This window comes from Streptomyces sp. NPDC051286 (genome assembly GCF_044455345.1).
In the GTDB taxonomy this organism is placed as follows: Bacteria; Actinomycetota; Actinomycetes; order Streptomycetales; family Streptomycetaceae; genus Streptomyces.
Window position 1 is genome coordinate 262,018 of the sequence record NZ_JBITER010000001.1, and the last position, 22,269, is coordinate 284,286.

Genomic DNA, 22,269 nt, shown 5'->3' on the forward strand with positions numbered 1-22,269 from the left:
ATGAACGCCGATCAGACCGAAAAGCTGGTGCGGTTTCAGCAGCCCGAAAGGAGCCTTCCCTTCCTCGGCGCACTCGACGAGTCTCGCGTCGCCGGACTCTTCGGCCTCGACCTCGCCGCCTACCGCAGCCTGCGGCAGGGCTTCGAGGATCAAGTACGGCAGGTCGCCGCCGATCTGCTCACGGACACCGGCTTCGCGGACTGTGTGGCCCGACTGCCCTTCATGTCAGGACAGCGCGTCGTCGTCATAGGAGAAAGCACAACCGCCGACCGGATGTCCTGGTTCGAAATCCTGCGCCACGTCCTCCCCGGCGACATCACGCTCACCAATCTCGCGGTCTCGGGATGCACCACCACCCAGGCCCTGGCTCAGGTGCACCTCCTGGCGTTCCACCGCCCCGACTGGGTGCTGTGCATGCTCGGCGCCAACGACATCCAACGCCTCGGCCCCGAGGGCGCTTCACCCTTGGTCAGCCTGGAAGAAACCGAACGCAACCTGCTCGCTCTGCGAGGGCTCGCCACCGGACGTACGTCCGCCCGATGGCTCTGGATCACACCGACCACGGTGGACGAAGAGCGTCTCAATGCGTACCCGCACTTCCAGCGGGCCCAGATCACCTGGTCCAACACGGACATCGGCCGCATCGCCGAGTTCCTGCACGCGCAGCCGGAACCCACCGTCGACACCCGGGGCATCACCGCCGGTCTGCATCTGGAGGACGGCGTACACCTCACGCTCGCCGGGCAGCGGGCCGTCGCTGTCGCTGTGGTCCACGCCCTTGGGGCCTGTCGATGAATTAGTGGTGTGTGTCGCGTCAACTCGTCGTTGACGTCGCGTTCATGACGTATCTGGCGAGTTCACGCGGGTCGATGAGGCGGACGGGAAGCGGCTCGCTGTGGTGGCCGTGCTGCTGGAACAGGTGTCGGGCCTGCCAGGTTCTGCTGACGGCGGACCAGGTCAAGGTGAGGCCGGCCGGCCGATCAGGGATGCGCGGACCATGGTGACCCCGGCTGTCAGTGACGTGAACAAGGACGGCAAGGGCGATCTCGTCGGCACCGAGGTGGAGAGCGGCAAGCCCGGTCCGTACCCCGGTACCGGTAGCGGGACAGGGCAGTTGTACGGAGATCGGTTCCGGCGGCTGAAACGGCATCAGCAACACCTTCGTCGGCGACTTCACGGTGACGGTGGGGATGATCTTGGCGGTGTCGGGACGTCGACCGGGACGTTCTACCTGTACAAGGGTCATGGCGACGGCGCCGTCGATGGCGGTTCTTCCGTACGGAGATCGGTTTCGGTGGCTGGAACGGGATCTCGGACTACAACGCCGGTGACTTCACCGGTAGCGGTACGGGTGACCGGGCAGCCCCCGAATCCCAGTCGGGCGCCATCGGAATGCCCTACCTCTACAAGGTCAACGGCACGGGCGGCCTCAACGCCCGCGTCAAAATCTCCGGCGGCTGGTGAGGGACCGGCCCCTCGACGACGGCAACCAGGAGGCGGACCCGAACCAGGCAGCGCCGGACCCGGCTATCGGTCCGGCGCTGCTGTGCACTGTGTTCCGGAGGCCTGCGCGGGCTGGTGATTCGTCCGCCTCGTCAGCCCGCCATCGGCAGGATCTTCCGCGACGGCACAGCGGCCAGTTCGTCCACGTCCACGTCCACCGCCTCGCCGCTGTCCGCGTCGACGTAACTGACACGGACGACCGGGTCGTCACCGGTGTCGCGGCCGGCCGTGGCGTCGAGTGCGAACACCACCGCGACCGGGCGCGCGTTCTCCCGGTCCCTGTACACCCCCGAGTACTGGAGAATGCGCCAGCCGTCGTCCTCCCAGTGGTCCAGCAGGGCGGACCGGACCACTGGTGCGGCGGCCTGCCAGGCAAGGGAGTTCTCCAGGAGTTCGACGCTCACCGCGACCGGCACGGTTGTGCCGGAGCGCGGCGGCGGCCGCGCCCCGGCACGGCGACGCTCAGCCTCCCGGTCCTGCGCGACGGCCCAGGTGGCCGGTGAACCACCCCGTGGCCAGGTCCGCCACCTCTGCGAGAGCACCGGGCTCCTCGAACAGGTGAGTGGCGCCTGGGACCACGGCGAGCCGGCTCTCGCAGCGCAGCTGTGCCTGAGCCTGGCGGTTGAGGTCCAGCACCACCTCGTCCTCGCCCCCGACGATGAGCAGCGTGGGCGCGGTCACCGCCGGCAGGCGGGCCCCGGCCAGATCGGGCCTGCCGCCGCGGGAGACGACCGCCACCGCCGGGGAGCCCGGCTCCGCCGCCGACCACAACGCGGCGGCCGCGCCGGTGCTGGCGCCGAAGTAGCCCACCGCGAGGCCTTCGACCTCGGGCTGTTCGAGCAGCCAACCGGTGGTGTCGGTCAGGCGGCGGCCCAGCAGGGCGGTGTCGAAGACGTTGGCCCGGTCCAGTTCTTCCTCCGCCGTCAGGAGGTCGAACAACAGCGTGGCCAGGCCGACCTTGTTCAGCGAGTCCGAGACGGAGCGGTTGCGCGGGCTGTGCCGGCTGCTGCCGCTGCCGTGAGCGAACACCACGAGGCCCGTGGCCCCTTCGGGGACGGCCAACTGACCGGCGAGCCGGACCGGTCCGGCGTGCACCACGACGTCCGGATCCGCGACGGGCGGAGCGGCGGATCGTGCTGCATCCTGCGCGGCCGAGCCCAGCGGACCGCTCCCTGACAGCCGGTCCGCCGCCCGCTCGAGGCAGGCGATGACCTCGGTGTCGGTGGTCTGCGCGAAGTCCTCGTAGAACTGCCCGATCCCGAGGAAGCCGACCGGGGTGCTCGGGCACACCAGTTCATCGGCGGCGTCCTGCATCTTGGCGGTCCAGCCCTCCGGTGCCACGGGGACGGCGAGGACCACCCGGGCCGCTCCCTGGCCGCGGGCGATCAGGCAGGCGGCCCGGGCGGTCGACCCGGTGGCGACGCCGTCGTCGACGACGACCACCGTCCGGCCCCTGACCCCGGTACGCGGCCGACTGCCCCGGTAGCGCCGGGCACGCCTGTCCAGCTCCGCACGCTCCCGCTCCTCCACAGCGGCCAGTTCCTCCTCGGTCGTTCGCGTCGCATGCATCACCTCCTCGTTGACGACGCGCACGCCGTCCTCACCGATGGCTCCCATGCCCAGCTCCGGCTGGAAGGGCACGCCGAGCTTGCGCACCACGATGATGTCCAGCGGCGCTCCCAGGGCCTCGGCGACCTCCGCCGCCACCAGCACGCCACCACGGGGAAGCCCGAGGACGACGACGTCCTCGCCCGAGAGGTGCGTCAGCAGCCCGGCCAGTCGCCGCCCCGCGTCAGGGCGGTCAGCGAAGTGCATGGTCCAGCCTCCTCGATGCGGCAGAACCTCGCCGCGGCTCCCCGCGCGGGCACCTGCGCCCGGGGATTCGCGGGGCGAGAAACGCGCCGCTCACGGTCGCTCCTCGTCGGCGATGCGGCACGCTCGCGGCTCCTACGAGCCGTCGGGGTCACGTCGCCGATGAGAGGTGCGGCCCGTCCGGGACACGTGGGTCCGTCGAGCCGGTCTCTTCGGTTCGCCACCGACTACGAGCGGTGCGGAACGGTCTGATGTCAGCCGACCCCATCGACCGCTCCAGCAGTACCGGACGGCCGCCCTCGCTGCTCCGCCCGCGGCTCCCACGCCCGGGGCGGCAGCCGACTTCTTGCCGGTCCTGCCTCACGCCCCACGCTACTCGCGTTCCGCGCAGGCGCGAGCGCCGAACGGCTTCACCACCGCAGCCCACCGTGACCGCCGCCCCGGCGCGCCAGGGACACATCCCTCCGCCCCGATGAATTCGGATGAACGGATGATGCGGCTGGTACCTCGGTGGGGTGCCGGCCACCGGACGGAGCAGGTCGTCGACATCCCGTCCGCGTCGGTCCCGGACCGTCCACCGTCACGGGCCCGTGCCGCCCGGTGGACGGCGTCGTCGCTGTCCACCCGGCCCCTTCGCTGCGCCTTCGAACACCCAGGTCGACACCGGACCACCGTGGTACGCGGCGCCATCGGCCCGCACGCGGCATCCCGCCCCTGACATACGCTGCCCCGTCCCGCCCGTTGAGAGGCGCGGCGGCCACCCCGGAGGTCTACTGGGTCTGCAGGCTGCCGCCGAACGAGGGGGCGACCCACCCGTGCGATCCGCCACCGCCACTGCTGTCCGGCCGAAGGAGCTCTTCGACCGTGAGGCCGAATGGGACGCGCTCGTCGCCTTCGCCCGCGATCCACGGCCCGGGCCCGCGGTCGCCATCGTCACCGGGCCCCGTCGGCAGGGTAAGAGTTTCCTGCTCCAGCAACTGACCTCGGCGACCGGTGGCTTCTACTTCGGAGCCCAGGACGTTGCGGAAGCGGAGTCCCTCCGGCGGCTCGGCGACCAGCTCGCCCGTCACACCGGTGCCACCCGCCCGACTCGCTGGACCTGCTGGGCGGACGCGCTCGACGCCTTCGCGACTCTCGCGAGCGAACATCCGCTGCCCGTCGTCATCGACGGCTTCCCCGAACTCGTCCGGCAGAGCCCCGCACTGCCCTCCGCCGTCAGCAGTGTCTGCCGCCGACTGCGCGAAGCGGGCCGGCCCAACCGGGTGCGGCTGCTGCTGTGCGGCAGTGCCATGCCGATGATGCGCCGACTGCTCGGCACCGACTCGGCCTCGGCAGACCTCCACCTGAAGTTCCTGCCCCTGGACTTCCGGCAGGGCGCGCGGCTCTGGAGCATCGACGATCCGCGCCTCGCCCTCCAGGTCCACGCCGTCGTCGGCGCAAGCACCGCCTTCCGGTACGACCCGGCCAGCGAGGACATCCCGGCCGGCCCCGACGATTTCGACGCCTGGGTGTGCCGGACCGTCCTCAACCCCCGTCTTCCGTTGTTGTGGAAGGCCGGACACATCATCGAGCAGGAGCCCGACGGCTGGGACCGCGGCCTGTGCCACTCCACCCTGGCCGCCATCGCCGAGGGCTGCTCGACGCCCGGCGCGATCGCCGACTGGCTGGACCGCCCGGGCACCGAGGTGCCCCACATCCTCTCCGTACTGCGTGACTGCGGCCTCGTCGAGGGCGTACCCGATGCCTTTCGGCCGGGCGTGACCCGCTACCGCATCACCGAGCCGCTGCTCGCCTTCGACCACGCCGTCATACGCCCCAACCGCATCGCGCTGGGGCGGCAGGGCCCCGCAGAGGTCTGGAAGTCGGCGCGGTCCGCCTTCGAATCCATGCTGGTCCGGCCGCATTTCGCCCAGGTGTGCCGGGACTGGGTGACCGGGTTCGCGTCCCGGGACACCTTCGGCCTCCGGCCCGTCACCGCCTCCACCGGGTCGCTTCCAGGGGCCCAGGGGCACCGGCCGGTCGACGTCGATGTGGTGGTCCGAGGCGAGGTGCACGGCCGTACGGTCCTGCTCTCGGTCGGCAGGGCCTGCTGGGACGAGGCGATGGACATGCACCACCTGCACGAGCAGTTCCAGATCCTGGCCGAACTCGCCGACCGCGGCGAGGACGTGAGCCGGGCCCGGCCGGCCTGCTACAGCGCGGCCGGGTTCAGCCCGCACCTGCGCGAGGCCGAGGTGCGCGGCGAGGTGATCCTGGTGGATCCCGACCGGCTCTACCACGGAGAGTGAGAGGCAGCGTCCGGCTTCCCGCCGTGCTCTGCAACCGCGCCCCTCTCTCCCGCCCCGTCCCGGCTCATCCCTTGACGACGCCCAGCGGCACCAGGCGGGCGATCAGCCGGGCGAGTCCCGCGCCCTCGGTGACGGCGGCGACCGCGTCGACGTCCTTGTACGCCTCCGGCGCCTCCTCGGCGAGACCACGCCACGACGAGGGGCGCACGGCGATGCCCCGGGCCTCCAGCTCGCCGCGAAGCCGCTCCCCGCGGACCATGCGCAGCGCGTGGTGGCGGCTCCAGACCCGGCCGGCGCCGTGGCAGGCGGAATGGAAGGCGTCATTGCCGGGCAGGCCGACCATCACATACGAGGCGGTGCCCATCGTCCCGGGGACCAGTACCGGCTGGCCCGCCCCGACGAGGTCCTCGGGCAGGCTCGGGTCGCCGGGCGGCAGCGCCCGCGTGGCGCCCTTGCGGTGGACGCACAGCTGACGTGCCACACCGTCCACTTCGTGCGTTTCGAGCTTGGCGGTGTTGTGCGAGATGTCATAGACCAGATCCAGACCGACGTCCGCAGCCGTCGCGAAGGCATGGCGGGCGGCTTCGGACAGCAGCTGGCGGTTGGCCCGGCCGTAGTTGGCGGCCGCCGCCATCGCCCCCAGGTAGGCGCGGCCCCGCGGCGAGTCGACCGGCGTGCAGGCCAGCTGCCGATCCGGTACCTGGATGCGCGACCGGTGCAGTTCCTGGTCCATCACGCGCACGTGGTCGGTGCACACCTGGTGTCCCAGGCCGCGCGAACCGCAGTGGATCATGACGCACACCTGGCCCACCCGCAGCCCGAAGGCCGCCGCGGTGACCCGGTCGTAGACCTGGTCGACCGCCTGGACCTCCAGGAAGTGGTTGCCCGAGCCGAGGCTTCCCACCTGGTGCAGGCCGCGCTCGACGGCGCGCTTGCTCACCTGCCCCGGGGCCGCGCCGTCCAGGACGCCGTAGTCCTCGCAGCGCGCGAGGTCGCGTGGCACACCATGGCCGCGCTCGACCGCGTAGCGAGCGCCGCCGACCAGCAACTCGTCCATCTCCCCGGCCCCCGACAGCTTCCACAGGCCGCCGCGCCCCATGCCGCGCGGGATGGTGCGGTCGAGGATGTCCATCAGCCGCCGCATCCGGTCGTGGCCGAGCGCCTCGCGGTCGATGCCGGCGGCCAGCAGCCGTACGCCGCAGGAGATGTCGAACCCGACGCCGCCGGGTGAGATGACCCCGCCGTGGGAGATGTCGGTGGCAGCCACCCCGCCGATCGGGAAGCCGTAGCCCCAGTGGACGTCGGGCATGGCGAAGGAGGCGCGGACGATGCCGGGCAGCGTCGCCACGTTCGCCACCTGCTCCAGCGCCTTGTCCCCCGCCGCCTGCGGCAGCAGCGCCCGCGAGGCGAACACCACCCCGGGTACGCGCATCGGCTCCCGCTGCTCGATCCGGAAGCGGTACTGGTTCTTCTCCACCAGTGCGATCTCCACGTCCCTCACCTCCAGTCCACCGTCAGCCGTCCGGTCCGATCGGCGACGGCGGTGCCGAACTCGGCGCAGGCGGTGGTGAACCGCTCGCGGATCCACTCCCGGTCCTCGCCGACCGCCAAGCGGGTGTGGCAGTAGTCCAGGGCCAGCGGCACCGCCTCCACCCGCGCGGGAACCAGATGCGCGGCATCCGGGCCGTCCAGGGTCACCAGGAAGAGGAGCCCGAGATCATTGCGCAGGACCGGGTCGACGGCGTAGTCGTCGACGAAGTCACCCAGGTCGTAGAGGATCCGGTCGGCGATCCCGTGGAAGACATGGGCGGAGTGCCCGGCGACCAGTGTCGCTCCTGCCGCCAGCAGCTCCGGGGCCGCAGCCGACACGTGGCGCGGCGGCCGGGAGGTCATGTTGGGACCCCAGTGCGGAGTCACCAGCACGACATCCGCTGCCGCGGCGGCCCGGGCCACCGACTCCGTCAGCCAGCCGGGCACGCCCGCATGGAGGTCGGCCCAGGCGACACCGGGACTGTCCTCGCCGGCCGCATACTCCTCCGGGTGGTCCGTGACGCCCACCACCGCCAGCCGGACTCCGCCCGCCTCCAGCACCGCGAACTCCCGGGCCGTGCCTGCGTTCGCCCCGGCACCGACCGCGCGGACGCCCGCCCCGGCCAGCAGGGTGCGGGTGTCGGCCATGGCGTCGAACCCGTAGTCCAGAGCATGGTTGTTGGCGAGCGTCACACAGCTCACCCCCAGTTCGGCCAGCACCTTCGCGGCGGCCGAGGGCGCGCGGAAGAAGAAGGGCTTGCGCGGGTCGGGCCAGCGGTGCCCGCGGTCGGAGACACAGCACTCCAGGTTGAGCACGAACAGATCCGCTTCCGCGACCGCCTCCCTGACCCCTGCGGAGACGAGCGTTTCCGGCACCGGCGAGCGGCGCAGCCCCTCGGCGACGCCGCGCCCGAGCATGGTGTCGCCGGCCAGTGCCACCGTGAGCGCCATGATTCCGTCCCTTTCCCGCTGTGCACTCAGACGTCGAGCGTCACCCGGCAGGTCCAGCCGCCGGGGCCGCCGCGCAGGTGCAGGTCGTGCAGCGAAACGGCCTTGGGTACGGCACCGACCGGCGCGGCGGTGCCGACGTCTGCCATCCGGAAACGGACCGACAGCTCCCGGCTGCCCCCCGCCGACCGGATCGGCCCCACCTCCACATCGAGCGGGATCTCACCGTCGGCATCCATCCGGTAGACGACCTCCTCCAGGACGGACACCAGCAGGTCCTCGTCAGACTCCCCCGTGACCGCGAATTCGCGTTCCCCGGCGACTGCGGCCCCGGACGTGTCGGCGAAACCCTCCACCATCGCGCGCACCGCCTCGCCGATGCAGCCCTCGGCTGTCGGCGACCACGCCTCCACCCGCATGTCCGCGGTGTGCGGCACAGCCCGGTGGCCACGCGCGCCGGGCCGCTTTCCCACAGGTTCCCGACCGTCCACGGCCGGCACCTCTCCGTAGTCTCCGGATGCACAGCCTCACGGCGAGTTCTCCGAACCGCAGGCGATGCTTCCTCCAGAGTCGTCCCGCACACCGCTTCGGGGCAACCTGCACGAGGCGACGCACGCGGTCACTGTCCAGGGCCCGGCGGTCTCACCTCGACGGGACGCCCGCCGGCACGCCCGCTCCAGCTCGTTTTCGACCGGGAGACGCCGGGCGCATCGTCGGCCGGCGCAGACGGCCGGCATCGTACGGTCCGCCATCGGCAGGGCCGAGCTGCTGTGCGGCGGCAGGGCGGGTATCCGGCTCGTACGCGTCGGACTGTTCGTGTGGGGGAGACGCGGCAGGGAGAACAGTCCCCAGGGTCATACCGCCAGGGGAGGTCCGTTGCGGCGGCGATTGGAGCACATGGCGGTCTGTCACCCATCCGAACACGTCGAGTAACGCTACGCATGGGGGCGTGAAGCGAAGACAGTCGACGGGCCGCTGAACCTGACGGCCGGGGGACCCCTGCTTCGTAGGCCGCTCGCCTCGCGCCCCGCTCCGGAGCATCCCGAGCGGGGCGCGAAGCACTTCCCTACGTGTCCCTGTGTGCACACCGCGTGTCCAGTGCCCCCAAGGAGCGCTCTCGAAGGAGCAGATCTGTGGAACCCACCCTGATCAACGGCGTCCCCGCACACGCACTGCTGGTCCACCTCGTCGTGGTCTTCGTGCCACTCACCGCACTGGCTCTCGTGGTCTGCGCCGCCTGGCCCCCCATCATGCGCCGCTTCGGCCTGGCCCTGCCCCTCCTGGCCCTCGTCACCCTGGTCTCGGTGCCCCTGACAACAGGCGCCGGCGAGTGGCTGGAGGGGCGCATCGTGCAGAACGCCTTGGTGGCAAGGCACGCGGATCTGGGCGACGAGCTCCTGCCGTGGGCCGTGGGCCTGTTCGTCCTGAGCGCAGCCCTGTGGTGGTTCTACCGGCGCGCGTATGCAGCTACTTCCTCGTTCTACAGCGGCAGGAGTTCATCGGCAGAGGTGAGTACTCCCCTGCGAGCGACATCGGTGGTGCTGTGTCTGGCCGTGGCAGTCGGCGCGGTCGTGCAGGTCTACCGCATCGGTGACTCGGGCGCCAAGGCCACCTGGAACAACAGGTTCTCCGCCACAGCCGGCGACCACAGGGCCTGAACACGGCCGCCTGACTTCCCACAGCGCGACCAGGGTCCGGCACGCCGACTCCATCGACGCCGCCGGCGGCGGCTTCGCCGGCCCCGGAAGAGGTCCCACGGCCTCGCCCCGGTGCCAGCGGGGAGTGGGCTCGCCACGGTTGCCGGGGCGGAACGGCCGGCACTGTCCGTACGGATCGGCGTCGCACGTCCCGAAGCCGGAGTCCTGGGACCGGCCGAGGTCATGGGACGTCTGTGGGTGCTGCCGACGGACACGACCGCATGGGCCCCGGCTGAAGGGCCTTGCAGCACGACCTGGGAGCCACCCGTCGGCCGCCCGCCGGCGCACAGACCCGCCCTACCCGCCTTGTTGACCGCAGGCAATCGGCGAATGACATACGGTAGTTGTCTCGCCGTCCTCGTGAAGGAGTGCACGCATGCCGGTCTCACTCGGTCTCGGTCTTCCGCAGATGAAGCAGTACGACATCGGTCGCGATGTGGCCACGGTGGCACGCGCGGCGGAGGATGTCGGGTACGAGAGCCTGTGGGTCTTCGAGCGGGTGCTCTTCCCGGAGCCGGCCACCCAGGGGCTGTACGGCGTACCGGGGCTGCCGTGGCCCGACCAGTACCGCAGCGTCGCCGACCCGCTGGTCACCCTCACACTTGCCGCCGCGGCCACCGACCGGGCCCGGCTCGGCACCAGCGTCCTGGTCGCCCCGCTCCACGTGCCGTTCCAGCTGGCCCGATCGCTCGCCTCGCTCGACGTCGCGAGCGGTGGCCGGGTGATCGCGGGCCTCGGAACCGGCTGGTCACTCGACGAGTACGCGGCCGCCTCGGTCGCCCCCTTCGAGAAGCGCGGCGCGGTCCTGGACGAACTGCTCGACGTCTGCGCGGCCGTCTGGGGCCCGGACCCGGTCTCGTACCGGGGTGAGCTGACCACCATCGCACCGGCCGAGGTCGGCCCCAAGCCCGTTCGCCCCATCCCGGTCTATCTGCCGGCCAACAGCCCACGCGCCACCCGCCGGCTGGTGGACCGGGCGGACGGCTGGATGCCTGTGGCCATGGGTGTCACGGAACTGGCCGAACAGTGGCGGCGGGTACACGACCTGGCGGCCGAGCGTGGCAGGCAGAGGCCGATCGAGGTGTGTGCCCGTGCCAATGCGAGATACAGCGCCAAGCCGTTCGAGGGCGCGGACCGGCAGCCCTTCCACGGCAGCGTGGCCCAGATCGTGGAGGACCTGGTGGCCCATGCGGCAGTGGGTGTGACGGAGATCCTGCTGGACCTCCAGGGAACGACGCGAGACGCCGCCGAACTGGCCGATGTGGCGGCCGAGGTGTATCGGGCGGCCCGAGCGGCGGGCGTCTGACGGTCGCACCGAGGAAGCACCGGTCCGCCGTCCGGCGGGACGGATCGCGGTGGCCGACAGCACACCACCGCGTCCGCCCCTCGGATTGCGGCGGTGCCTGTCCGGCGCATGAGCCGGTGTTCACGATCGGGTGCTGGTCACCGATGCCCTGTCGGCCGCGCACCGTGGGGGCACCGGCGGACCGGCGGTGCTGGGCTGCGGCAGTGTGACCGTTGGCTTCAGTTCGTATGCGGGTGACCGTCGGCGGCGTCATGGGTCTGCTTCAGGGCCATGGGGTAGGCCGATGGGCCCGCAGGGCTGCACAGTGTGTCGGGGGCGCGGTGGGGGCGAAGGTCCCTGAGGACCGACTCGACCTCACAGAGAAAGGACTGATAAGAGGTCAGGCGCTGCCATTCGGAGTCGGGGATGCCCGGCACCGTGGCGGCGCATGCCGACCAGCTCGCCACCAGTTCGGCGTACAGCGGTGTGTCACTTGCCGTCTCTGCATAAGACTGACCCGGCATGAACGCGCCGGAGAGCTGCTCGCGCGATGCGCGCGCTCCGTGAGCCACATCCAGCTGGGGCCTCGGACGCGGCCGGGCATGAGAAGGGCGTGGGGCCTGTGAGGGGTGCGGAATGGATGCCGCCGAGCCTCTGCCGATGGTGGTAGCGGAAGTGGGTGCGTTCATGACGGTGGTAACGATCAGCCGCCATTTGGGTAACTACCGTCCGACACGGCAAGATTAGATGGAGTTTCACCTTTCTTGGTGCCTTTCGGCCGAAAGTCGCTTCAAATCCTGTGGAGGGACGTTGGTCCCGACATGGAACCGAGGGAGCTGTGGGAGCGTCACGCCGTACTGGCGCGGGCGTATTTGAGGAATGACGAGGACGTGCGCGATGCGCAGAGCACCCTCGACGAGCAACAGGCGAACCGTATGCGGACGCTGGCCGCGTTCGCGGTGACACTGGGGAGCGACGGGACCGTCGCGGATCTCCTTGGGCTCCATGAACGCGAAGTGCGCATGGCTCGCCGTACCGTGGGAAAGGACGATGCCAGGGCCATCGCCAAGGCACTCCTGGACCACCATGCTGCCGATGCGCACGAGCTGTCTCCCGAGGACGCGGACAGGTGCCAGCCCTACCCGGAACCGGAGGAAACGCCGGTGTCCCATGAGGCCCCGGCCCCATCTGCATGCCACCCTCAGGCCCCCGGCACGCCGGACGCTGCCGACGAGGCGGTCCAAGGAATGGTGTCGTCGTCGGCCGTGGACGCGGTTCTGGTCGGCGCGTGGAGCACCGGCGCCGACCTCTCCGTACTGGCAGGCGAGCTCGGTCTCGATCTCCCCCGGCTCGTCGCTCGCACCCGGTACCTGGAGGCGCAGGGCCGCCTCACCCATGGCGCGCAACCGCTGGACCGTTCCGGCCGTCACCGCCGCGTCGACGGCGCCGAGGCGCCCAGCGTGACCCAGTCCCGGCAGTGGTACTACCCCACCCAGCATCGCTCGTCGCACCAGGAGACGACGTGGGGCCAGCAGGCTTCTCACACCAGCATGAACGCCGCACCGATGCATGACTGGGACGGCATCCTCGATCAGTGGCAGGTCACCACCAGCCCCACGTCCTCCTGGTAGGGAACCGCGACAGCCCGGGACGGTGCGACAGCGAGGTCCGATGGGCCGAAAGGCAGGTGACGTCGTCGTAGTCGACCGCCGTGTGCTGCCGGGTGACAGTGTGTCCTGCATCGATCTGCGACTGGCCTGAGCGAGCAGGCCGGCGGGCACCGTGCGAACCGGGCGCCCGTCGGCACGTCCGGGTCAGATGACCGGTGGCCGCCCCAGCATCGTCATCCGCCACACCGTGCGCCATCGCATCGGCTGCCGACGCCCGCACGGGGTGCGGACCCCTTCGGCGAAGCCGGCGGCCCAGGCGCGCAGTCCCGTGGCCGAGCGGGTGCGGGCCACGGTGAGGAGGGCCCAGGTGCCCAGATAGGCGGGGACCAGAGGGAGCGGAAGATTGCGACGGGCCAGCCAGACACGGTTGCGGGCCGTCATCCGGTAGTAGACCGAGTGCCGGGCCGGGGACGTCTTGGGGTGCTGGAGCAGCAGATCGGGCTCGTACAGGATCTTCCAGCCGGCGTCGAGCGCCCGCCAGGAGAGGTCGGTCTCCTCGTGAGTGAAGAAGAACTCCGCCGGCCAGGGGCCCGTTTCCGCGAGCATCTTCATGGAGAGGGCGTGGCCACCGCCGAGGAACGCCGTGACGGGGCCGCGCCGCATCGGATCCGTGGCGCGCAGGCGCGGGACGTGGCGGCGCTGCGTCTCGCCGTGTTCGTCGGCGATACGGAACCCGACGATGCCGAGCTGCGGGTCGGCGGCGTACAGCTCCTGGACCTTGCGCAGCACACCGGCGTCGACGAGCAGACCGTCGTCGTCCAGCTCGATGACGACATCCACGTCCCCGAGTTCAGCCAGTGCCGCGATGGCGACGTTACGGCCGCCGGGGCAGCCGAGGTTCTCGTCCAGCTCGATCGTGGTCACGCCGCCGGCGAGGCCCGACAGGCCGGGGAAGCCGGTGAAGTCCGGGAGCGGTGAGCCGTTGCCCACGACGACGAGACGGGCCGGCAGCACGTCCTGCATGGCCACCGAGGCCAACAGCGCCTCGACCTGTTGCGGGCGGTCGCCCATGGTCACGATGGATACGCCGATGCGCGGTTCGGACAAGGTCAGCACTCCTGAGCTCGCTGCGGTGCCCGCGATCGTAGTCGCTCGATGTTCAGCTGCCGGTCGCTGACCCGCCACGAGGCGGATGCCGCCGCCCGGTAGCGGAGCGGTCGTCAGGAACCGGGGGCGCCGCCCGCCGCGCCGGTCCGCTCCGGCGAGGGCACCCGTGCCGCGATCCGTCGCAGATGCCCCGCGAATACCTGAGGCGCCTCGGGGGTGAGGGTGCGGAGGGCGACCATCGCCGTCACGATGACGTCGCAGAGTTCCGCCTCCACGTCCTGCCAGGAATGGGTGATGCCCTTGCGCGGGTTCTGACCGATGGTCCCGATGACGGCCTGGGCGACCTCGCCGACCTCCTCCGAGAGTTTCAGCATCCGCAGCAGGAGGTCCTGCTCGGGGCGGATGCCGGTTCCCGCGTCCAGCCAGTTGCGGAGGTGGTCGATGGTGTCCCAGGGGGACCGGTCCGCATCGTCGGTGTCCGTACCGTCCGGGCGGCCGTTCGTGTCGGCACTCATACGGTGCAGCCTGCCAGGTCCGGACACTGGTGCTTGTCCTCGTGTGCACTCCAAGTCCCGGACTGGCCGTCCGGCACTGGAGAACCGGGGGAGTCCCGCAGACCGCCCGGTACGATTCCGGGCCGGACGGTGCGGCTCCGGGCAATCAGCCGGTGGCGCCGGCCTGGCTCGGCACGGATTCCAGCTGCGAGAGCAGCCGCCCGCCGCGATCCTCGGACATGTCGAGCGTGGCCAGCACGGCGGGTGTCGAGATGCTCGGCAGGACGTAATGCAGCAGTACGGAGATCCGGCGCCCCAAGTCCTCACGCCGGCACAGGACCTGGGACATCACCTGGATCCCGGAGAAGGCGCCCGCCAGCAGCTCGGCGGTCTCACGCGGATGCACGTGCGGCAGCAGCTCGCCCTGGCTCCTGGCAGTGATCAACAGATGTTCGAGCCGGTCGATCCAGGCCCGGAACGGTGTGCCCCGGTCGAGACCCTCGACCGCCTGGTCCATCGCCAGCCCGACACTTGCCCTCACCAGGGGTTCGTGGCGGAGCCGGTGGGCAAGAATCATCCCTTGGTCCACCAGCTCCTGAAGCTTCGTCGGCTGCGGCGGCAGCGGGAAACTGTCCAGCTGGACGTCCATCACGCCGAGCGCCAGCTCTTCCTTCGAGTTGAAGTGGAAGTACAGTGCGCCCTTGGTCACCCCCGCCCGGGCGAGGATCTCGCTGATGGTGGCGCTGCTGTAGCCACGCTCGTCGAACACGGCGGCGGCCGCCACCAGGATCGACCGTCGAGTCTGGATCGCGCGCGCCTGCTGGGCCATCAGCTACGAGTCTCTCTAGTCATGGCGTGGTCGGCGCCACAGGGGTCTGACTGAAAGGGGAAACCGGACTGCCAGTATCTTACGGCCTCCCTCACGACAGGGAGTGGGCTCCCGACGCCCTGCGACTCCGCTTGCGGCGTTGTCGTCGAAGCCGCATGACGCCGCTCGCTGATCCACTCTCTATCGTGCACCAGACCGTTACTGCTGAGGGTGGGGGGCGCGGGCTTCGGCGCCGCCCAGGCCCGGCACACGGTGACGTCAGCAGGCCGGCCTCGGCCGGTTGCTCACTCCGCCGCGGGGATACGCGTCCCCGTGCCGCTCACCCGCACCCGCGCGTCGCCCGCGCGCAGTTCGACCGCGAGCGTGCCGGGGCGGCCCATGTCCTGGCCCTGGTGGAGGGTGAGGACCGTGGTGTCCGGGACGAGCGCCAGCTCGCGCAGGTACGCGCCGAAGGCGGCCGCCGCCGCACCCGTCGCCGGGTCCTCGACCACGCCGCCGACCGGGAACGGGTCGCGGACGTGGAAGACGGTCGCCGACTCGCGCCGCACCAGCTGGACCGTGGTCAGGTCGAGCCGGTGCATCAGTGCTTCGAGGCGGGCGAAGTCGTAGTCGAGGTCGGCGAGGCGCTCCCGGCTTCCGGCGGCCAGCACCAGATGACGGGCGCCCGCATAGGCGATCCGTGGCGGCAGGGCCGGGTCCAGGTCGCCGGCCGGCCAGTCCAGGGCGGCCAGCGTTTCGGCCAGGTCGTCCGGGGCGACATCCGTGACGTGCGGTTCGACGCTCGTGAGGGTGGCGCGGAGTTCGGTGCCGTCCTGGGCGACGGTGACCGGGACCGTACCCGCCTGAGTGGTGAACACCAGGTCGCCGGGGCCGTTGCGCTCGGCGAGGGCGATGGCTGTCGCGACGGTGGCGTGGCCGCAGAACGGGACTTCGGCCTTCGGGCTGAAGTAGCGGATCGTGTAGCCGCGACCGCCCGATTCGCCAGAAGTGCCCGGTCCGGTCAGGAAGGCCGACTCGCTGTAGCCGAGTTCCGCCGCGATCGCGAGCATCGCCGCGTCGTCGAGACCGGACGCGTCGAGGACGACCCCCGCCGGATTGCCGCCCTGCGGGTCGGCGGAGAAGGCGGTGTAGCGCAGGACCTCGGTTCCTGGAATCTCACTCATGACGCTGCTCAACCCTGCCGCGGTCCACGGCATTCCCGCCCGGATCGGGCCGGCGCCCCGGACCCCGGCCCGCGGGCTCGGTGACGGTTCTCGACGCCGGTACCCCTCTTCGTCCGGGAGCAGGAGTCCAGGAGCGTGCCGCTCGCCTCGGCCGGCGGCGCGCGCAAGGAATCGTCAGCCCCGGCCCACGTACGGCATCGTCGTCGCCAGGACCGTCGCGAACTGCACGTTGGCTTCGAGCGGCAGCTCCGCCATGTGCACCACCGTCCGGGCCACGTCCGTCACTGCCATCACCGGCTCCACCGCCAGTTCGCCGTTGGCCTGGAGGATGCCGGTCTGCATCCGCTCCGTCATCTCCGTGGCCGCGTTCCCGATGTCGATCTGGCCGCAGGCGATCCGGTACGGACGGCCGTCCAGCGACAGTGACTTCGTCAGCCCGGTCATTGCGTGCTTGGTCGCCGTGTACGCCACCGAGTGGGGGCGCGGCGCATGTGCGGAGACCGAGCCGTTGTTGATGATCCGGCCGCCCTGCGGGTCCTGCTCCTTCATCTGCCGGTACGCCGCCTGCGCGCACAGGAAGGCCCCGGTCAGGTTCACATCGACGACCGTGCGCCAGTCGTCGTAGGAGAGCTCCTCGACCGGGACGGAGCGCGGGCCGAACGTGCCCGCGTTGTTGAACAGCAGGTCGACCCGGCCGGTCCACTCCCGTACGCAGGAGAAGAGCGCGTCCACGTCCTCGGGGCGGGAGACGTCGGCGGGGACGGTGATCGCCCGGGCGTCCGGCCCGGCCAGTTCCACAGTCTCGGCGAGGGGTTCGGGGCGGCGGCCGGCGAGCGCCACCGACCAGCCGGCGCCCGTCAGAGCGAGAGCCACCGCGCGGCCGACCCCGGAGCCCGCGCCCGTGACGACGGCCGTCCTCGCATCCGGGTTCAACAGTTTGTTGCTCATGACGCCGCAGCGTACGCCTTGCGCCTCACGAGTCGCCGCCGGGCGGCCGGTTCGGGCTCCCAGGGGTGATTCCCCGATCGATCAGCCGATGTCGTCCGCCGGGTAGCGGACGCCGATGCGGTCACGTACCGCATCGAGCGTCCGCATCACCGCCAGCGATCCGTCCAGCGGCACCAGCGGCGACTCCGTCTCACCCGCCCGCAGCGCGCGCAGGACCTCCGCCTGCTCGAACTGCATCCCACGGAGCCCGTCGCCCGCGGTCCCCGCAGTGAACTCCTCCGGGTCGTGACCCTCCCGGTGCAGCACGAACCGCTCCGGGTAGAAGAAACCGCGCGGGAAGTCGATCCGTCCCCTGGTGCCGGTGACCGACGCGGTCTGCGGGGTGTCGGCGGTGACCGAACAGCTCAGCAGCGCCGTGGCCCCGGACTCCCAGCCCAGCAGCATGCCGGTGTTCAGATCGACGCCCTCGGGGGAGAGCAGCGCATCGGCCTGGACACGGTCCGGCTCACCCAGCAGCAGATGCGCGAACGACACCGGGTACACCCCGAGGTCCAGCAGCGCGCCGCCGCCGAGTGCCCGGTCCCGCAGCCGGTGGTCCGGGCCGAACGGACCCGCGAGCCCGAAGTCGGCCTGCAGGGTACGGATGTCGCCGATGGCGCCGTCGGCGATCAGTGCGGTCAGCCGCCGGACGACCGGGTTGCAGTACGTCCACATCGCCTCCATGAGGAAGAGGCCACGGTCCCGGGCGAGCGCCACGAGCTCCTCCGCCTCCCGGGAATTGAGGGTGAACGCCTTCTCGCACAACACGTGCTTCCCGGCCTCCAGACAGAGCGCGGTGGCCTCCCGGTGCGCGGAGTGCGGCGTGGCCACGTACACCACGTCGACCTCGTCGTCGGCGGCGAGTTCGGCCCAGCTGCCGTACGCCTTCGGTATGCCGAACCGTTCGGCGAACGCCTTCGCCGCCGTGTCCGTACGGGACGCCACGGCGACCACTTCGGTGTCGGGCATCGCCTGCAGGTCAGCGGTGAAGGTCGCGGCGATGCCACCCGTAGCCAGCACGCCCCAACGCACGGTCCTGTTCACGCCTGCCCCCAAGAAAAGGTCTCGACCACTCCGGCTGAGCTGAGAGCATAGAGGCGGATTCAACTATTTGGAGATGAGAATGCCGGAGACCGGCGCGAGCCGAGCCCAGCACGCAGACATACCGAATGCCGCAGCCGGGACCGGGCCCGCCGCCACCGCCGCGGCTCGCCGCACCGCACTCCTCGTCACCCTCGTCCTCGGCGGTCTCACCGCACTTCCGCCGCTCTCCATGGACATGTACCTGCCGGCGCTGCCGGCGGTCACCGACGCCCTGCATGCCCCCGCGGCCACCGTCCAGCTCACCCTCACCGCCTGCCTCGCCGGAATGGCGCTCGGCCAGGTCGTCGTCGGACCGATGAGCGACCGCTGGGGCAGGCGCCGGCCGTTGCTCCTCGGCATGGCGGTCTACGTACTCGCCACCGCCATCTGCGTCTTCGCGCCCACCGCGGAACTTCTCATCGGCTTCCGCCTCCTGCAGGGCCTGGCCGGCGCGGCCGGCATCGTCATCGCCCGGGCCGTCGTCCGTGACCTGTACGACGGCGTGGAGATGGCCAGGTTCTTCTCCACCCTGATGCTGATCTCCGGCGTCGCACCGATCGTCGCGCCACTGATCGGCGGACAGGTGCTGCGGTTCACTGACTGGCGGGGCATCTTCGCCGTCCTCACCGTCGTCGGCGTCGTGCTGACCCTCGTCGTCTGGAAGTGGCTGCACGAGACGCTGCCGCCGGAGGAACGGCACAGCGGCGGGATCGGCGACGCACTGCGCACCATGCGCGGGCTCCTCGGCGACCGGGTCTTCACCGGTTACATGATCGCGGGCAGCCTCGCCTTCGCCGCGCTCTTCGCCTATGTCAGTGCCTCGCCGTTCGTGGTCCAGGAAATCTACGGTGCCTCGCCGCAGACCTTCAGCCTGCTCTTCGGTATCAACTCGATCGGCCTGATCACCGTCGGCCAGATCAACGGCAAGCTGCTGGTGGGCCGGATCAGCCTGGACAAGGCGCTCGGCTTCGGGCTCGGCGTCATCGTCCTCGCCGCTGTCGCGCTGCTGCTGATGACGTCCGGGGTCTTCGGCGAGGTCGGTCTGATACCGGTCGCCGCCGGGCTCTTCGTCCTGATGTCGGCGATGGGGCTCGCGATGCCGAACACCAATGCCCAGGCGCTCATGCGTACCAAGCACGCAGCGGGTTCCGCCTCGGCGCTGCTCGGTACGTCGTCGTTCCTGATCGGGGCCGCCGCCTCACCGCTCGTCGGGATCGCGGGGGAGGAGACGGCCGTCCCGATGGCAGTCGTCCAGGTGGTGTGCGCGGTCGGCGCGATGGCCTGCTTCCTGGTCCTGTGCCGGCCCTGGCAACGGCAGTCGTAGAAGCTCGGGAATGACCCGGGAGTGGCCGGGAGCCCATTTCCTGTCGCGGGGGAGGCCGTTAGCGGGGCGCGCGCGGGTAGCCGAGCAGGTGCAGCCGGTCGAGCTCGTCCGTCCACCGGAACACGCCGACGCCTGCCTCCGCCTCCGCGCCCGGCAGCCGCACATTGGACGGCAGCCCCTCCGGGGTCCCCGTGACGACCTCGACGGCGACCGGGCGCCCGCTGCCGTTCAGGGCGTCCGTCGCGTTGCGCACGTTCGTCGCGCCGTACGCGATGCCCTCGTCCGTGACGGAGGCCAGCGTCAGCCGCTTCGAACCGTCCGGTGCCTCCAGGCAGAAACCCTTCTTCGCCGTCAGGTCGAAGGCGAGGTTCCCGGCCACCAGATAGCCCCCCGAGGGCGACATGACGGCCTGCGGGTACTGCCCCGGCTTGATGGCCACCTTGCTGCACTCCACCGTGGCCACCGGCTTCCCCGTCTCCGCGTCGTGCAACGCCCACAGATCATGGGTCTGCGCCAGGTTCTGCCCCTTGGCGAGCTGCCACTTGGCCAGCACCCAGCCGGGGGCCACGGTCGTCGGGATCCCGCTGGTGCGGTCGGTGTTCTTCGGGGCGACGTTCCGGCTGAACCAGCCGCCCTGCACCCAGAACTCCCGTGCCCCGCTCACCAGGAGGCCCTTCTTCGTCAGTCCGAACACCTCGGTGAGCTGCTTGCAGGACGGGCAGTCCTTCGGGTACTTCAGCGCCGAGGGAGCGATCTTCGAGAACCGTCCGGTCGCCGGGTCGACCACCACACTGGTCGTCCGGCCGTCGCTGATCAGGATGTCGGGGCCGGAGGCGATCACACTCGGTGCGGAGGACCACGGCACCTCGATGCGCCGCCGGGCGCCGTCCTTCACGTCGTACACATCGAGGGAGACGATCGTGTCGGCCGGGGTCAGCGCGTTCACGCCGACCTTTCCGTACGACCAGGTGACGAAGTACTCCACGTCGTTCTTGGTGACCAGGATCAGCTTGGGGGAGTGCTTCGAGGCCGGCGGCCGCCAGTTCTCGCCCTTCCAGCCCGCCCTTCCGGTATCCGAGTCGATGGTCTCCAGCCGGTACTGGTTGTCGGCGACCCGCAGCAGATAGCCGAGGCGTCCCGTCGTCCGGGAGATCGCGTAGTCGGGGGACGTGTTGACGAGCTCCCAGCCGCTTTGCGTGGTGTACGCGGGAGGAACCGTGAGCTGCGTCGCCGGGCCCGGACCCGTGGGCGTCGGCACGGGTGTCGTCGGCTTGTCGGCGCCCTTCCGGTCCTGGCTGCCCCCGGCACCGCATGTGGCCAGCAGAAGCAGCAGGGCGAGCACGAGCACCCCGGCGACCAGAGTCAGGCGCACGATCTTCTGTCTCATGGTCCCCTCCGATGAGCAATCCTGGCGTCGCGGCGGTCAGCGTAGCAACTGGCCAGGGTTTACCAGCAGTTCGGATTCGGCGCTGTTCCGCGAAGATCCCGTGCCGGGCAACGGGCCACAGGACGGGACAGGAACCTGCCGGGGAACGGCCGGGGAACAACCGGTCGAATCCGCCTACAATTCGTCGGTGAACGTCACCCTCTCCACCGCGGAAGCCCTGCGCGCGGCGCTGGCCGGACTCCTCGACGGGCTGCCGCCCAAGCAGGCCGCGCAGGCCGTCGACCGGCTCATCGCCAACTACCGGGGGACCACCCCCACCGATGCCCCGGTGCTCCGCGACCGCTCGGACGTCGCCGCGTACGCCGCGTACCGCATGCCCGCGACCTTCGAAGCGGTACGGTCCGCCCTCGCCGCCCTCCGTGAGGCCGCTCCGGAGTGGACGCCCGCGACGCACACCGACATCGGCGGCGGCACGGGTGCGGCGAGCTGGGCCGTCGCCGGGGCCTGGGAAGGCCAGCGGACCACCGTCCTGGACTGGGCCGAGCCCGCGCTCACCCTCGGCCGCGAGCTCGCCGAGGCCTCCGGCATCGAGGCCCTGCGCACGGCCGAGTGGCGGCGGGCCCGGATCGGTGCAGGACTGGAGCTCGACCCCACGGACCTGGTGACCATCAGCTACGTACTCAAGGAACTGACGGCGCAGGCGCGCACCGGGCTGGTCGACACCGCGGCGGCCGCAGCCCAGGCCGTCGTGATCGTCGAGCCCGGCACCCCCGACGGCTACGCCCGCGTCATCGAGGCCCGCGACCGGCTGATCGCCGCAGGACTGACGGTCGCCGCCCCGTGCCCGCACAGCGACGCGTGCCCGATCGAGCCGGGCACCGACTGGTGCCACTTCTCGGCCCGGGTCAGCCGTTCCTCGCTGCACCGGCAGGTGAAGGGTGGCTCGCTGCCGTACGAGGACGAGAAGTTCAGCTATGTCGTGGCGACCCGCTTCGCCACCGAACCGGTACCCGCCCGGGTCACCCGCAAGCCGCAGATCCGCAAGGGGCAGGTGCTGCTGGAGCTGTGCACCCGCGACGAGGCCCTGCAGCGCTCCACGGTCACCAAGCGGCACGGCGAGCTGTACCGGGCCGCCCGGGACATCGAGTGGGGCGACGCCTGGCCGCCGCCCCACGGTGAGGGTGACTAGTGTCCCTCCCGGCAAACATTGCCGGTCACGGCA

The 22,269-nt window shown here is 71.0% G+C and carries 20 protein-coding genes; 7 read left to right on the forward strand and 13 right to left on the reverse strand.

Annotation, left to right across the window (positions count from 1 at the left end; translation table 11 throughout):
* Positions 1–795 (forward strand): SGNH/GDSL hydrolase family protein, encoded by a 795-nt coding sequence (locus tag ACIBB8_RS01205; RefSeq protein ID WP_398948300.1) that lies wholly within the window; start codon positions 1–3, stop codon positions 793–795.
* Positions 796–814: 19 nt separating this feature from the next.
* Here the strand turns inward: ACIBB8_RS01205 and ACIBB8_RS01210 are convergent, their stop codons facing one another.
* The 3 genes from ACIBB8_RS01210 to ACIBB8_RS01220 form a co-directional block, all read right to left on the reverse strand.
* On the reverse strand, positions 815–1,246 hold the full coding sequence (locus ACIBB8_RS01210; RefSeq protein ID WP_398948301.1) for a hypothetical protein: 432 nt from the start codon (positions 1,244–1,246) through the stop codon (positions 815–817).
* Positions 1,247–1,595: 349 nt separating this feature from the next.
* Positions 1,596–1,907 carry a hypothetical protein gene (locus ACIBB8_RS01215; RefSeq protein ID WP_398948302.1) on the reverse strand — a complete coding sequence of 104 codons (312 nt, stop codon included), beginning with the start codon at positions 1,905–1,907 and terminating at the stop codon, positions 1,596–1,598.
* 58 nt (positions 1,908–1,965) lie between these two features.
* The gene (locus ACIBB8_RS01220) at positions 1,966–3,318 is read right to left on the reverse strand and encodes a phosphoribosyltransferase family protein (protein ID WP_398948303.1); all 1,353 of its coding nucleotides are present in this window, start codon (positions 3,316–3,318) and stop codon (positions 1,966–1,968) included.
* Positions 3,319–4,130: 812 nt separating this feature from the next.
* Here ACIBB8_RS01220 and ACIBB8_RS01225 point away from each other — a divergent pair.
* Positions 4,131–5,603, forward strand: a complete 1,473-nt coding sequence (locus ACIBB8_RS01225; protein WP_398948304.1) for an ATP-binding protein — start codon at positions 4,131–4,133, stop codon at positions 5,601–5,603.
* 64 nt (positions 5,604–5,667) lie between these two features.
* Here the strand turns inward: ACIBB8_RS01225 and ACIBB8_RS01230 are convergent, their stop codons facing one another.
* The 3 genes from ACIBB8_RS01230 to ACIBB8_RS01240 are packed head-to-tail and all read right to left on the reverse strand — an operon-like array spanning position 5,668 to position 8,572.
* Positions 5,668–7,095, reverse strand: coding sequence for an RtcB family protein (locus ACIBB8_RS01230; protein ID WP_398948305.1), 1,428 nt, complete (start codon positions 7,093–7,095; stop codon positions 5,668–5,670).
* A gap of 5 nt (positions 7,096–7,100) precedes the next feature.
* A complete protein-coding gene (locus tag ACIBB8_RS01235; RefSeq protein WP_398948306.1) occupies positions 7,101–8,084 on the reverse strand; it encodes a CapA family protein in 984 nt (327 codons plus the stop codon).
* Positions 8,085–8,110: 26 nt separating this feature from the next.
* Positions 8,111–8,572: an archease gene (locus ACIBB8_RS01240; protein WP_398948307.1), complete on the reverse strand. Its 462-nt coding sequence runs from the start codon at positions 8,570–8,572 to the stop codon at positions 8,111–8,113.
* Between the two features lie 642 nt (positions 8,573–9,214).
* On the opposite strand from ACIBB8_RS01240, the gene ACIBB8_RS01245 reads away from it, so the two are divergent.
* The 3 genes from ACIBB8_RS01245 to ACIBB8_RS01255 all read left to right on the forward strand — a co-directional run bounded on the left by ACIBB8_RS01245 (position 9,215) and on the right by ACIBB8_RS01255 (position 12,694).
* Entirely contained in the window at positions 9,215–9,739 is a 525-nt protein-coding gene (locus ACIBB8_RS01245) for a DUF2231 domain-containing protein (protein ID WP_398948308.1), read from the forward strand.
* Between the two features lie 415 nt (positions 9,740–10,154).
* Positions 10,155–11,084 (forward strand): LLM class F420-dependent oxidoreductase, encoded by a 930-nt coding sequence (locus tag ACIBB8_RS01250; protein WP_398948309.1) that lies wholly within the window; start codon positions 10,155–10,157, stop codon positions 11,082–11,084.
* 800 nt (positions 11,085–11,884) lie between these two features.
* Complete coding sequence (locus ACIBB8_RS01255) at positions 11,885–12,694, forward strand: hypothetical protein (protein WP_398948310.1); 810 nt, start codon at positions 11,885–11,887, stop codon at positions 12,692–12,694.
* 183 nt (positions 12,695–12,877) lie between these two features.
* On the opposite strand, the gene ACIBB8_RS01260 is transcribed toward ACIBB8_RS01255, so the two are convergent.
* From ACIBB8_RS01260 to ACIBB8_RS01285, 6 genes are all read right to left on the reverse strand, one after another.
* Positions 12,878–13,780 carry a glycosyltransferase family 2 protein gene (locus ACIBB8_RS01260; protein ID WP_398948311.1) on the reverse strand — a complete coding sequence of 301 codons (903 nt, stop codon included), beginning with the start codon at positions 13,778–13,780 and terminating at the stop codon, positions 12,878–12,880.
* A 113-nt stretch (positions 13,781–13,893) separates the two neighbouring features.
* Positions 13,894–14,295 carry a MazG-like family protein gene (locus ACIBB8_RS01265; protein ID WP_398948312.1) on the reverse strand — a complete coding sequence of 134 codons (402 nt, stop codon included), beginning with the start codon at positions 14,293–14,295 and terminating at the stop codon, positions 13,894–13,896.
* Between the two features lie 145 nt (positions 14,296–14,440).
* Complete coding sequence (locus tag ACIBB8_RS01270) at positions 14,441–15,103, reverse strand: ScbR family autoregulator-binding transcription factor (RefSeq protein ID WP_398948313.1); 663 nt, start codon at positions 15,101–15,103, stop codon at positions 14,441–14,443.
* Between the two features lie 284 nt (positions 15,104–15,387).
* Positions 15,388–16,266: a PhzF family phenazine biosynthesis protein gene (locus tag ACIBB8_RS01275; RefSeq protein WP_398948314.1), complete on the reverse strand. Its 879-nt coding sequence runs from the start codon at positions 16,264–16,266 to the stop codon at positions 15,388–15,390.
* A 174-nt stretch (positions 16,267–16,440) separates the two neighbouring features.
* A complete protein-coding gene (locus ACIBB8_RS01280; protein ID WP_398948315.1) occupies positions 16,441–17,214 on the reverse strand; it encodes an SDR family oxidoreductase in 774 nt (257 codons plus the stop codon).
* Positions 17,215–17,295: 81 nt separating this feature from the next.
* A complete protein-coding gene (locus ACIBB8_RS01285; protein ID WP_398948316.1) occupies positions 17,296–18,297 on the reverse strand; it encodes a Gfo/Idh/MocA family protein in 1,002 nt (333 codons plus the stop codon).
* Between the two features lie 79 nt (positions 18,298–18,376).
* On the opposite strand from ACIBB8_RS01285, the gene ACIBB8_RS01290 reads away from it, so the two are divergent.
* Complete coding sequence (locus ACIBB8_RS01290; RefSeq protein WP_398948710.1) at positions 18,377–19,660, forward strand: multidrug effflux MFS transporter; 1,284 nt, start codon at positions 18,377–18,379, stop codon at positions 19,658–19,660.
* A 58-nt stretch (positions 19,661–19,718) separates the two neighbouring features.
* Here the strand turns inward: ACIBB8_RS01290 and ACIBB8_RS01295 are convergent, their stop codons facing one another.
* On the reverse strand, positions 19,719–21,047 hold the full coding sequence (locus tag ACIBB8_RS01295) for a hypothetical protein (RefSeq protein WP_398948317.1): 1,329 nt from the start codon (positions 21,045–21,047) through the stop codon (positions 19,719–19,721).
* Between the two features lie 187 nt (positions 21,048–21,234).
* On the opposite strand from ACIBB8_RS01295, the gene ACIBB8_RS01300 reads away from it, so the two are divergent.
* Complete coding sequence (locus ACIBB8_RS01300; protein WP_398948318.1) at positions 21,235–22,236, forward strand: small ribosomal subunit Rsm22 family protein; 1,002 nt, start codon at positions 21,235–21,237, stop codon at positions 22,234–22,236.
* Positions 22,237–22,269 lie beyond the last annotated feature (33 nt).